Annotated in this window: 12 protein-coding genes; 11 read left to right on the plus strand and 1 reads right to left on the minus strand. The window is 67.7% G+C overall.

Going from position 1 to position 12,744, the window contains the following annotated elements; all coding sequences use genetic code 11:
• The first annotated feature begins 26 nt into the window (after positions 1-26).
• From QM693_RS20170 to QM693_RS20200, 7 genes are all read left to right on the plus strand, one after another.
• Entirely contained in the window at positions 27-581 is a 555-nt protein-coding gene (locus QM693_RS20170) for a MarR family winged helix-turn-helix transcriptional regulator (protein WP_280780400.1), read from the plus strand.
• Between the two features lie 99 nt (positions 582-680).
• Positions 681-1,880, plus strand: a complete 1,200-nt coding sequence (locus QM693_RS20175) for a homogentisate 1,2-dioxygenase (protein ID WP_283353253.1) — start codon at positions 681-683, stop codon at positions 1,878-1,880.
• Positions 1,877-2,734: a hypothetical protein gene (locus tag QM693_RS20180; RefSeq protein ID WP_283353310.1), complete on the plus strand. Its 858-nt coding sequence runs from the start codon at positions 1,877-1,879 to the stop codon at positions 2,732-2,734. Before QM693_RS20175 ends, QM693_RS20180 begins: the two co-directional genes overlap by 4 nt.
• A complete protein-coding gene (fahA, locus tag QM693_RS20185; RefSeq protein ID WP_280780398.1) occupies positions 2,731-3,912 on the plus strand; it encodes a fumarylacetoacetase in 1,182 nt (393 codons plus the stop codon). Before QM693_RS20180 ends, fahA begins: the two co-directional genes overlap by 4 nt.
• 43 nt (positions 3,913-3,955) lie before the next feature.
• The gene (locus QM693_RS20190; protein WP_283336284.1) at positions 3,956-4,738 is read left to right on the plus strand and encodes an enoyl-CoA hydratase; all 783 of its coding nucleotides are present in this window, start codon (positions 3,956-3,958) and stop codon (positions 4,736-4,738) included.
• Positions 4,739-4,900: 162 nt separating this feature from the next.
• A complete protein-coding gene (locus tag QM693_RS20195) occupies positions 4,901-5,509 on the plus strand; it encodes a hypothetical protein (protein ID WP_005251516.1) in 609 nt (202 codons plus the stop codon).
• A gap of 45 nt (positions 5,510-5,554) precedes the next feature.
• Complete coding sequence (locus tag QM693_RS20200) at positions 5,555-7,078, plus strand: acyl-CoA synthetase (RefSeq protein WP_283353254.1); 1,524 nt, start codon at positions 5,555-5,557, stop codon at positions 7,076-7,078.
• On the opposite strand, the gene QM693_RS20205 is transcribed toward QM693_RS20200, so the two are convergent.
• The gene (locus QM693_RS20205; protein WP_283336287.1) at positions 7,079-8,113 is read right to left on the minus strand and encodes a LacI family DNA-binding transcriptional regulator; all 1,035 of its coding nucleotides are present in this window, start codon (positions 8,111-8,113) and stop codon (positions 7,079-7,081) included.
• 147 nt (positions 8,114-8,260) lie between these two features.
• Here QM693_RS20205 and QM693_RS20210 point away from each other — a divergent pair, with 147 nt between their 5' ends.
• The 4 genes from QM693_RS20210 to QM693_RS20225 all read left to right on the plus strand — a co-directional run bounded on the left by QM693_RS20210 (position 8,261) and on the right by QM693_RS20225 (position 12,744).
• Positions 8,261-9,433: an acyl-CoA dehydrogenase family protein gene (locus tag QM693_RS20210; protein WP_283353255.1), complete on the plus strand. Its 1,173-nt coding sequence runs from the start codon at positions 8,261-8,263 to the stop codon at positions 9,431-9,433.
• A complete protein-coding gene (locus tag QM693_RS20215; RefSeq protein WP_283353256.1) occupies positions 9,430-10,563 on the plus strand; it encodes a CaiB/BaiF CoA transferase family protein in 1,134 nt (377 codons plus the stop codon). The genes QM693_RS20210 and QM693_RS20215 overlap by 4 nt, the downstream gene beginning before the upstream one ends.
• Before the next feature lie 138 nt (positions 10,564-10,701).
• Complete coding sequence (locus tag QM693_RS20220; protein ID WP_283336290.1) at positions 10,702-12,069, plus strand: MFS transporter; 1,368 nt, start codon at positions 10,702-10,704, stop codon at positions 12,067-12,069.
• Between the two features lie 15 nt (positions 12,070-12,084).
• Positions 12,085-12,744 (plus strand): response regulator transcription factor, encoded by a 660-nt coding sequence (locus tag QM693_RS20225; RefSeq protein ID WP_005261382.1) that lies wholly within the window; start codon positions 12,085-12,087, stop codon positions 12,742-12,744.

The following is a 12,744-nucleotide window of genomic DNA, read 5'->3' on the forward strand; positions in this document are numbered from 1 at the left end:
CCACCAGCTCGCGATAGGGTTCCCCCATGACCGATGACGCAGCGCCGGTGCCCGTCGAGGTACCGGACAGCCTCGACTTCTGGTCGTTCATCGAACTGGCGAACCGGCGCCTGAGCACGGAATACGGCTCGACGCACGAACTCGCCACCCAAGTCCTCCTGACGTTGAACCGCGCGTCGAACGTGGTGACGTACGACCTGGAGTCGTCGATTCACCGCCCGCGCGGCCTGTCGTGGTCGGCGTTCCGGCTGATGTTCGTGACATGGCTGGCCGGGCCCGTCGAGTCGAAGACGGCGGCCAAGCTCACCGGTATGAGTAGGGCTGCCGTCTCGAATCTGACGAAGACGCTGGTCGGTGGTGGTCTGATGGAGCGGACCCCGGACGAGCGGGACGGCCGGTCCGTCCAGTTGTCGCTCACCGAGAAGGGTCGGAGCGAGATCGGTGAGATCTACCGTGAGCAGAACGAGCGGGAACACGCCTGGGCGAGTGTTCTCACCGAACCGGAGCAGCGCATTCTCGTCATGCTGCTGGACAAGCTGATCACCAACCGCAGCCAGTTCGACGTCCGCGGGCGTAACTGACCCCTGCTGTGCCTCCCGGGAAATCTGTGCTTGCCATCACGCCCGTAATTTAGTTAATGTGTTTACTACTACGGACACGCACTTCTAGGGAGGCCGGTCATGGCGTTCTATCGGCACGCGGGCAACATCCCGCCCAAGCGGCACACCCAGCACCGTGACGACAACGGTCAGCTCTACTTCGAGGAATTGATGGGAGAAGAGGGGTTCTCCTCCGACTCCTCACTGCTCTACCACCGCCACATCCCGTCGGCGATCGTCGATGCCACCGTGTGGGAGCTGCCCGACCAGAGCACGACACCCAATCATCCGCTCAAGCCGCGCCACCTCAAGTTGCACGACCTGTTCCCGGACACGGTCTGGGCCGACACCGACGTGGTCACCGGACGCCGGTTGATCCTCGGCAACGCGGACGTCCGCATCTCCTACGTGGTCGCCGCCAAGGAGTCGCCGCTGTACCGCAACGCGATCGGCGACGAGATGGTCTACGTCGAATCCGGTGCCGCCACCGTCGAAACCGTGTTCGGCGCGCTCGAGGCGAAGCAGGGCGACTACGTTCTCATTCCGATGTCGACCACCCACCGCTGGATCCCGCAGGGACCGGAACCGTTGCGTGCCTACGCGATGGAGGCCAACAGTCACATCGTCCCGCCGAAGCGTTACCTGTCCCGGTTCGGTCAGCTGCTCGAGAACGCGCCCTACTGCGAGCGCGACCTGCACGGGCCGTCCGAGACGCTGCAGGTCGAGGGCACCGACGTGGAGGTGCTCGTCAAGCATCGGACGTCGCACGGGATCGTCGGCACGCGAATGGTGTACCCGCACCATCCCTTCGACGTCGTGGGCTGGGACGGGTGCCTCTACCCCTACACGTTCAACATCTCCGACTACGAGCCCATCACCGGGCGCGTGCACCAGCCGCCGCCGGCGCACCAGGCGTTCGAGGGCAACAACTTCGTCATCTGCAATTTTGTGCCCCGCAAGGTCGACTACCACCCGCTGTCGATTCCGGTGCCGTACTACCACTCGAACGTCGACTCCGACGAGATCATGTTCTACGTCGGCGGAGACTACGAGGCGCGCAAGGGTTCCGGCATCGGCCAGGGCTCGATCTCGATTCATCCCGGCGGCCATGCGCACGGTCCGCAGCCCGGCGCGTACGAACGCAGCATCGGGGCCGAGTTCTTCGACGAACTCGCCGTCATGGTCGACACGTTCCGCCCGCTCGAACTCGGCGAGGGTGCCGTGGCGTGCGAGGACTCGGGCTACGCGTGGACGTGGGCAGGGCGGGGGCCGACGCCGTGATCTCCGCCCTCTTCGCCGGTCTCTGCGACGACGCCGCCCTCTTCCCGCCCGGAAACGCACCCCTGCCCGACGCCCTGCCCGCGCACGCCGGACATTTGTCGGCGCCGTACGCGGATCTGGTCGGTCCCTTCGTCTTTCCGGTCGCCCGGCTGGGCGAATTGACCCCCGGTGCGCTCGAACTGAGCCTGACGCTGCCCGGCGGTCCGGCCACGCTCGAACCCGCACTCGACCGCCTCGCGCAGATCGACGGTGCCACCGCGGTGGCACTCGAGATCGCGGTGCCCGCAGACCAGACGGCCGCGGAGTTCTTCGCTGCGATGGACGCCGTCGAGGCGCTGACCGCCGGGCTCGACGTGTTCGTGGAGGTGCCGCGTGGCGAGCGCCGGCCCGACTTCCTCGCCGCACTGACCGGCGGCCCGTTCGCGGCGAAGTTCCGCACGGGTGGCGTGGTCGCCGAGGCCTACCCGGACGAGACCGAACTCGCCGCTGCGCTGCACACCGTCATCGCGTCGGGAATCCCGTTCAAGGCCACCGCCGGACTGCACCACGCCGTCCGCAACACCGATCCGCACACGGGATTCGAACAGCACGGTTTCCTCAACGTGCTGCTCGCCACCCGGCACGCACTCGGCGGCGCCGGCGTCGACGAGGTGGCCGCCACCCTCGCCGGACGTGACGGCACACCGCTCGCCCGCGAGCTGCGCGACCTCCCGGCCGACGTCGTCGGCGCCGTTCGCACCGCCTTCCGATCCTTCGGCACGTGCAGCATCCTCGAACCCCTCGAGGATCTCGTCGCACTGCACCTCGTGCCGTCTTCCGTCCTCGCCTCCGCAGATCAAGGAGCCCACGCATGACCGTCCTCGACATCCCCGCAGATTCCCTCTTCGGAATCGAGAACCTGCCGTACGGCGTGTTCTCGACCGCCGACTCGACCCCACGGGTCGGAGTGCGGGTGGGAGATTCCGTCGTGGATCTCGCCGCCGCACTGGGTGACGACGTCTTCGCACAGCCCACCCTCAACGCCTTCATGGCGCAGGGCCGGGCCCGCTGGACCGAGGTCCGCAGGCAGATCACCGAACTCGTGCAGGGCGACGTCGCCGACACCGCGGTGTTCGCCGTTGAGGACGTGACGATGCACCTGCCGGTGGCCGTCGCCGACTACGTCGATTTCTACGCCTCCGAGTACCACGCCACGAATCTCGGGCGACTGTTCCGCCCCGACTCCGAGCCGCTGATGCCCAACTGGAAGCACCTGCCGGTTGGATACCACGGGCGGTCGAGCACCGTCATCGTGTCCGGCACGGACGTCATCCGGCCCTGCGGGCAGCGCAAGACCCCGGCTCAGGACGCCCCCGACTTCGGGCCGTCCCGCCGCCTCGACATCGAGGCCGAGATGGGCTTCCTCGTCGGTGTCCCGACGAAGCTGGGGGAGACGATCACCCCGGATCAGTTCGCGGAGTATGTGTTCGGGGCGGTCGTCGTGAACGACTGGTCCGCCCGCGACATCCAGGCCTGGGAGTACGTGCCGCTCGGCCCGTTCCTCGGGAAGAGCTTCGCGACGTCGATTTCTCCGTGGGTGGTTCCGCTCGACGCGCTCGAGGCGGCCCGCATCGACACCCCGACGCAGGATCCGCAGCCGCTGCCGTACCTGCGCGGCGAGGAGAAGTGGGGCCTGGACATCGACCTGGCCGTCGAATGGAACGGACACGTCGTGTCGCGTCCGCCGTATGCGCAGATGTACTGGTCGCCGGCGCAGATGCTCGCACACACCACGATCAACGGCGCCGCTGCCAGCACGGGCGACCTGTTTGCGTCGGGCACCATCTCCGGACCCGAGAAGGATCAGCGTGGTGCGTTCATCGAACTGACCTGGGGTGGACAGGAACCTGTCGTCGTCGGGGACGAGAAGCGCACGTTCCTCGAGGACGGCGACGAGATCGCCATCTCCGCCACCGCACCGGGCCCGAACGGCACCCGCATCGGCTTCGGTGAGGTGCGGGCCCGCATTGCTCCGCCCGTGAGTACTTGTTAACCGCGGGCGGTTGATAAGTACTCACGGGTGGTAGGCAGTAGTCATGACCGAGAACTTCGTTGAGACCACTGCCGAGCCGGACACCGGCGTCGCGTTCCTCACCCTGAACCGCCCCGAGCAGCGGAATCCGCTGTCGTCCGAGGCCATGCGGGACGTCACCGCGGCGCTCCGGAAGCTGGGCGACGACGACACCACCCGCGTCGTCGTCATCAGGGCTGCAGGACCGGTGTTCTCCGCAGGCCACGACCTGAAGGAGATGATCGGCCGCACACTCGAGGAGGAGCAGGCCATCTTCGACACCTGCGTCGAGATGATGCAGACCGTGCAGGACATTCCCCAACCGGTCATCGCGTCCGTCCAGGGCGCGGCCGTCGCGGCGGGCTGTCAGCTCGCCGCGTCGTGCGACCTGGTCGTCGCGTCGTCGAACGCCGTGTTCGGGACGCCGGGGGTGAAGATCGGCCTGTTCTGCTCCACCCCGATGGTGGCCCTCAGTCGTGCGATCGGACGTAAGCGTGCCCTGCAGATGCTGCTCACCGGGGAGACGATCGGGGCGGAGACCGCCGCGGACTGGGGGCTGGTGAACCTGGTCGTGGCACCCGAGGAACTCGACGCGCAGACCCGGACTCTCGCCGCGAAGATCACGAAGGCCAGCCCGCTCACGGTGAAGATCGGCAAGCAGGCGTTCTACCGGCAGATCGAGCTCCCTCAGGGCGAGGCCTACGCGGCGATGGCGGAGACGATGGCCACCAACGCGATCACGTGCGACGCCCAGGAGGGCATGCAGGCGTTCGTCGAGAAGCGCACACCGCAGTGGCAGGGAAAATAGCGCGCGCTGTCTGCATTGCGCGGTCCAGCGAACCGGCGAAGGATCAAGTGTGCAGTGGCTGCGGCCGCGGGCCGTCGGTGCCCGCTGACGGTGGACCGCGACGGGTCGGTCACCGAGATCGTTCTCACTGCGGGGCGACCGTCCCGCGGGAGGTGACTATCGATGTTCATCCAGGTTATTCAAGGAAAGGTGTCCGACGAGGCCGGCCTACGCCGGTGCATGGACCGCTGGACGGAGGACGTGCGACCGGGAGCGACGGGCTTCCTGGGCTGCACCCAGGGATTGTGCGACGACGGAACGTTCATCGCACTCGCGCGGTTCGAATCGGCCGAAGCGGCCCGGCGTAACAGCGAGCGTCCTGAGCAGGGCGCGTGGTGGGCAGAGACCGAGAGGTGCTTCGAGGGTGCCGTGTCGTTCATGGACTGCCCGGACGTGATGGAGTGGATGGGTGGCGGCTCGGACGACGCGACATTCGTTCAGGTCATGGAGGGGCACACCACCGACGCGAGCCGGATGCGGGAGCTGCTGGAACAGGCCGAACCCCAGGTTCATCAGCTGCGCCCGGAGATCCTCGGCGGAACGTTATGCACGTACGGCGACGGCGGGTATGTCGAGGCGGTGTACTTCACCTCGGAATCGGAGGCCCGCGAGCACGAGAAGGTCGAGATCCCGGACGACCTGAGGTCGTTGTTCGAGGAAGAGGGGCGGTTGATGGGCGACGTGTCGTACTACGACATGCACGAGCCGATGCTGGTGCCTGCAGGGCGGTAGCCGAAACCTCCGGCAAGGTACTTGGACGTCCTATAACCTTCGTGCATGAGTCTGGATGCGCGTACCGATACCGTCGACGGAGTGCTGCGGCGCTCGGCCGCCAAGTTCCCCGACCGCCGGGCACTGACGTTCGAGGACCGCACGTGGACGTACCGTGAACTCGACGACGCGGTCAGCCGGGCGGCCGCCTACCTGCAGTCGCTCGGACTGTCGGCCGGTGAGCGGGTGGCCGCGTACGGCACGAACTCGGACGCGTACACGATCGGGTTCCTGGCCTGCGCGCGTGCGGGTCTCGTGCACGTCCCCGTCAACTATGCGCTCGAGGGTGACGAGCTGACCTATCTGGTGTCGCAGTCCGGGAGCGCCGCCGTGCTGGTCGATCCGGCGCTGAGGGGCACGCTCGACTCGGTCCGCGGCGCCCTCGATCTGCGCCACGTGATTCCCCTGCGCGACGCCGAAGACTCGCTGCTCGCCCACAGCGGCTCCGGCGACGTCCCCGTGCTCGCGGTGCCGGTCGCGTCCACCGATCTGGCGCAGTTGCTGTACACATCCGGGACGACGTCGAAGCCGAAGGGCGCCATGATGACTCACGGCGGGCTCGTGCACGAGTACGTGTCTTCCGTGATCGCCCTCGCGCTGAGCGACGGCGACAATCCGCTGATCTGCATGCCCCTGTACCACTCGGCGGGCATGCACGTGTTCATGATGCCGTACCTGTCCGTGGGCGCCTCGGTGAATCTGATGCAGACCCCGGACATTCCGGAGATCCTGCGGCGCATCGAGGCGGATCGCATCGGCTCGCTGTTCCTGGCGCCGACGGTGTGGGTGCCGCTCGCCGGACATCCGGATCTCGGGACCCGCGACCTGTCGTCGCTGAAGAAGGCGCAGTACGGCGCGTCGATCATGCCGGTGACGGTGCTGAACAAGCTGCGTGAACGCTACCCCGACCTCGGCTTCTACAACTGCTTCGGACAGTCCGAGATCGGTCCGCTCGCCACGGTGCTGCAGCCGGGGGAACACGAGGACCGGCCGTCGTCGTGCGGCAAGGCCGTGTTCTTCGTCGAGACGCGGGTGGTGGACCCGGACGGCAACGACGTTCCGGACGGCACGCCCGGTGAGGTGCTCTACCGTTCACCCCAGCTGTGTCTGGGGTACTGGGACAATCCCGACGCCACCGCGGAGGCGTTCCGCGACGGCTGGTTCCACTCGGGGGATCTCGTGACGCGGGACCCGGAGGGGTACATCACCGTCGTCGACCGCATCAAGGACGTCATCAACACCGGCGGCATCCTGGTGGCGTCGCGGGAGGTCGAGGATGCGGTCTACACGCATCCGGACGTGGCCGAGGTCGCGGTCATCGGGACGCCGGACGACAAGTGGATCGAGGCGATCACCGCGGTCGTGGTGTTGCGGGAGGATGCCGCCGGCGTGACACCGGACGGGTTGATCGCCCACGTCAAGGAACGTATCGCACCGTTCAAGGTGCCCAAGCAGGTGGTGTTCGTGGACGAACTGCCCCGCAACCAGAGCGGGAAGCTGCTCAAGCGGGAACTGCGGGCGACGCTCTGACTACTTCCTGGTCGATGCCCGCTCGATCAGCTCGACCGGGAGTTTCACCGATTCCACGTCGTTGCCCGCGATGATCGACAGGAGATGACGCACACCCGTCGCGCCGATCAGGCGCGCGGGTGAGCGGACGGTCGTCAGCGGCACCGGCAGCTGGGCGACCACCGGAATGTCGTTGTACCCGACGAGCGCGAGGTCGTCGGGGATCCGCAGCCCGAGGTCGCGGGCGACGCCGAGGACGCCGATCGCGATGGTGTCGCTGACGGTGAAGATCGCCTCGGGACGCGAATCCGACTCGAGGAGAACGGTGGCCGCGGCGACACCGCCGGACACGTCGAAGTCGGAGCGGACGACACGATCCGGGCGGAGTTCGATGCCGTTCTCGGCCAGTGCGGCGCGGAATCCGGCGAGGCGGTCGCGGGAGGTGCTCGCATGGTCGGGGCCTGTGATGACGGCGACCTCGGTGAAGCCGCGGTCGAGGAGATGGCGTCCGGCGAGGTAGCCGCCCCGGTGGTCGTCGCCGGACACGAACGGCAGACCGACGTCGGCGTGCCGGTTGAGCTGCAGCATCGGCAAAGCCCCCACCGACAGTGAGTCGACGAATTCGCGGCCGGGACTGTGCAGGCTGCTGAGCAGCAGGCCGTCCACCTGCCTGCTGACGAGGAACTCGATGGCGCGGCGCTGGGCGTCGAGGTCGTCCGGTGGGCTCGACAGCAACACCGAGTAGCCGGCCTGCGTGGCCGTCTCCTCGATGCCCTGGAACATGGTCGCGACCACGCCGTCGGTGAGTCGCGGCATGACGACGCCGAGGGTGGTGGTCTTGCGTGTCCGCAGGCTCGCGGCCCACAGGTTGGGCTGGTAGCCGAGTTCCACCGCCACCTCGCGCACCCGCAGCGCGGCCTCGGACCAGCCGTCGGCGGGTTCGGGCTGCCGGAGCACCCGGGATGCCGTCGACACGTGGACGCCGGCGCGTTCGGCGATCTCGCGGAGGGTAGGCGGACGCCCGGAGGTGCGTGTCGGGCGGTCCGGCTGGTTCACGGGCAATCCTCGCGCTCGGGGACGGGGGCCGGCGGGTGTCGTGGTTGACGGCTGCCGGAACGCGCCTTAGTCTACGTGACGAAATCGTTCGTGCAATCGTTCTCGCGAACGTTTGCACATCAGCCCCACCGGCCCCGTGGAGGAACAATGTCCGACTCGCAGTCCCTGTCCCAGCTGTTCGCCCTCGACTCGCTGCTCGACACCGAGGAGATCGCGATCCGCGACACCGTGCGCCGATTCGCGGACGAGAAGATCCGGCCCCACATCGGCGAATGGTTCGAAGCGGCGGCGCTGCCCGTGCGTGAACTGGCGCAAGGGCTGGGCGAACTCGGCGTGCTCGGTATGCACCTCGACGGATACGGCTGCGCCGGCATGAGCGCCACCGCCTACGGCCTGGCCTGCCTCGAACTCGAGGCCGTCGACTCCGGAATCCGCAGCCTCGTGTCCGTCCAGGGCTCGCTGGCCATGTACGCGATCCACCACTACGGCAGCGAAGACCAGAAGCAGGAATGGCTGCCCCGGATGGCCGCCGGCAAGGCGATCGGCTGCTTCGGACTGACCGAGCCCGACTTCGGCTCCAACCCCGCAGGCATGCGCACGGGCGCCAAGCGGGACGGTGACGACTGGATCCTCAACGGCACCAAGATGTGGATCACCAACGGATCCGTCGCCGACGTTGCCGTCGTGTGGGCGCGCACCGACGACGGCATCCGCGGATTCGTCGTGCCCACCGACACCCCCGGCTTCTCGGCGCCCGAGATCAAGCACAAGATGTCGCTGCGGGCGTCCGTCACCTCGGAGCTCGTGCTCGAGGACGTCCGGCTGCCCGAATCCGCGATGCTGCCGGAGGCCAAGGGACTGTCCGGTCCGCTCGGCTGCCTCAACGAGGCCCGGTTCGGCATCATCTTCGGTGCGATGGGCGCCGCCCGCGACTGCCTCGAATCGGCCATCTCCTACGCGCAGGACCGTCAGGTCTTCGACAAGTCGCTCGCCGCCTACCAGATCACGCAGGTCAAGATCGCCGACATGGCCCTCGAGGTCGGCAAGGGCCACCTGCTGGCGTACCACCTCGGACGTCTCAAGGATCGCGGCGTGGCACGTCCCGAGCAGGTCAGCACGGGCAAGCTGAACAACGTCCGCGAGGCCATCGCCATCGCCCGCGAGTGCCGCACCATCCTCGGCGCCAACGGAATCACGCTGGAATACCCCGTGATCCGCCACGCCAACAACCTCGAGTCCGTGCTCACCTACGAGGGGACGTCCGAGGTCCACCAGCTCGTGATCGGCAAGGCGCTGACGGGCGAGGCAGCGTTCCGGTGAGAAGTGCATCCCTGGATGGCCTGCTGATCGCCGACTTCGGACGGGTGCTCGCCGGGCCGTACGCCACGATGCTGCTCGCCGATCTCGGCGCCGACGTCGTCAAGATCGAGCGCGCCGGTGTCGGGGACGACACCCGGCAGTGGGGGCCGCCGTGGGTGGGCGACGAATCCACCTACTTCCAGTCCGTCAACCGCAACAAGCGGTCCTTCGCCTGGGATCTGCGTGACCCCGCCGACCTGCAGCAGGCGCGGGAACTGGTCGCCCGGGCCGACGTGGTGGTGGAGAACTTCCTTCCCGGCACGATGGACCGGCTCGGGCTCGGCTACGACGCCGTGCGGGAGATCAATCCCGACGTGGTCTACTGCTCCGTCACCGGGTTCGGCGGCGAGAACAACCTGCCCGGGTACGACCTGCTCATCCAGGCCGTCGGCGGGTTGATGAGCATCACCGGTCCCGAACCTGGCGTTCCGACGAAGGTCGGGGTGGCCGTCGTCGACATCATCACCGGACTGCACGCCGCGGTCGGGATCCTGGCGGCGCTGCGTCACCGTGACCGCACCGGGGAGGGGCAGCGGGTCGAGGTGAACCTGCTGTCGTCGCTGCTGTCCGCCCTCGCGAACCAGACGTCGGGGTACGTGGGTGCCGGTGTCGTCCCGCAGGCGATGGGCAACCGGCACCCCAGCATCGCGCCGTACGAGGTCTTCCGGACCGGCGACCGTCCGCTGGTGCTGGCGGTGGGGAACAACCGTCAGTTCGCCTCTCTCGTCGAGGTTCTCGGTGTGCCCGAACTCGCCGGCGACGAGCGGTACGCGACCAACACGCAACGGGTGGCGCACCGCGAGCAACTGGTCCGGGACATCACCGCGGCGCTGTCCGCGGGCTCGGCGGACGAGTGGTTCGAGAAGCTGACCGCGCAGGGTGTCCCGTGCGGTCCGCTCAACGACATCGCCGACGCAGTGGCGCTCGCCGAGCGGCTCGGGCTGAATCCGGTGGTCGAGATCGACGACCCCCGCAGGGACCGGCCCGTACGTCAGGTGGCGAACCCGATCCGGCTCAGCGCCACCCCGGCGAGCTACCGCAGCGCGCCGCCGCGGCTCGGCGAGGACACCCCAGCCGTGAGTACTTGTTAACCGCCCGCGGTTAACAAGTACTCACGGGGGCTCTTCCCTAAGGGAGTGTTAGGAAGGCTCCGCGGCCCTTCCGTATCGATGTGACGTGACCCACTGTGGTGTGAACGCAGAGATCCAGAGCATCGAGAGGAGTCCCGCGTGAGCACCACATCGACGGGTGAGCGCCGAGTCATCGGCAATGTTTTGAAAGGTTCGGTCGGCAACCTGATCGAATGGTACGACTGGTACGTCTACGCGGCGTTCAGTGTGTACTTCGCGAAGGAGTTCTTCCCGGAAGGCGACACCACCGCGCAGCTGCTTTCCACGGCAGCCGTTTTCGCGGTCGGATTCCTGATGCGGCCGATCGGCGGCTGGATCATGGGACGGTACGCCGACCGGCACGGACGCCGATCGGCGCTCACCCTGTCGGTGACCGTGATGGCGGCGGGTTCGCTCGTCATCGCCGTCACGCCGTCCTACGCGAGCATCGGGCTCGTGGCACCGGTCCTTCTGGTGATCGCCCGGATGCTGCAGGGACTGTCGGTCGGCGGCGAGTACGCCACCAGCGCCACGTACCTGGCCGAGGTCGCGTCGCCCGGCAGGCGCGGGTTCTACTCGAGCTTCCAGTACGTCACGCTTGTCGCCGGGCAGCTGATCGCACTGGGTGTGCAGATCATCCTGCAGCTGACGTTGCCTGCGGAGGCCATGCAGTCGTGGGGCTGGCGGATCCCGTTCCTGATCGGCGCCGCCGGTGCCGTCGCGGTGATGTGGCTCCGTCGCACGATGGACGAGTCGGAGGCGTTCACCGACGAGGTGGAGGCGAAGCGTGACGCAGACTCCTCGGACGGTGGGCCGAAGGAAGGTTCGCTCCGGATGCTGCTGCAGTACCCCCGCGAGTGCCTGCTGGTGTGCGCCCTGACGCTCGGTGGTTGCGTGGCGTTCTACACGTACACCACGTACATGCAGAAGTACATGATCAATACGTCCGGCATCTCCAAGGACACGGTGGCGTGGATCAACTTCGCTGCCCTGCTGGTGTTCATCGTGTTGCAGCCGATCGGCGGCGCACTGTCCGACCGCATCGGTCGCCGGAAGTTGCTCATCTTCTTCGGGATCGGCGGAACCGTGCTCACCGTCCCCCTGATGACGGTGCTCGGGACCACGACGAACCCCCTGGTCGCGTTCGGCCTGATGATGCTGGGGCTGATCGTCGTCACCGGGTACACGTCGGTGAACGCGATCGTGAAGACCGAGCTGTTCCCGACGAAGGTTCGCGCGCTCGGGGTCGGGCTGCCGTACGCGCTCACGCTGGCGATCTTCGGCGGAACGGTCGAGACCGTCGCCCTCGCCCTGAAGCGGGCCGGCCACGAATCGCTATTCTTCTACTACGTGACCGGGTGCATCGCGATCTCGCTCGTCGTCTACTTCTTCATGCGTGAGACTTCGGACGGTTCGCCGCTCGACCGGACGACCAGCCGGGAGGACACCCCGGACGACGACGTCGAGCTGGTCGACTCGCGGAGCTGATCGAAGGGAAGAGAAGTGCAGATCGCGGTGGTCGAGGACGACGACGGAGTCGGCGACGCACTCGTGGAAGCATTGGCCACCCACGGCCACGAGGCGGTGCGCATGCGGCGCGGCTCCGATCTCCTTCTCGGCCATCGCGGTATGGACGCGGTGATACTCGATCTCGGTCTCCCCGACGCGGACGGCCTGCAGGTGCTCCGGCAGCTGCGGGCCGTCAGCGACGTTCCGGTGGTGATCCTCACCGCCCGCGACGACGAACGGTCGGTGGTGCGGGGCCTGCGGGGCGGGGCGGACGACTACCTCGTCAAGCCGGCGCGGCTCGCGGAATTGCTGGCGCGGCTCGACGTCGTGACCCAGCGTCGCCGCGCGACCGCGGCCTCGGCCGAGCAGACGGTCACCGAGGGTGACGTGGTGGTCGATCTGGCGGCACGCGAGGTGGAGGTCGGCGGCGCTCCGGTCGCGTTGACGGCCAAGGAGTTCGAGCTTCTCGAGGTGCTCGTCACCCGTCCCGGTGCCGCCGTGAGCCGCCAACAACTGATGGATGCGGTGTGGGGCGACGCGTACGTGGCCATCTCACGCACCCTCGACGTGCACATGACCGGGTTGCGCGCGAAACTGGGCCGGCCCGGGCTCATCTCGACCATCCGCGGGTACGGCTACCGCTGGGGCACCTGA

It is taken from the genome of Rhodococcus sp. IEGM 1305 (assembly GCF_030058635.1).
GTDB classification, from domain to species: domain Bacteria; phylum Actinomycetota; class Actinomycetes; order Mycobacteriales; family Mycobacteriaceae; genus Rhodococcus_F; species Rhodococcus_F opacus_D.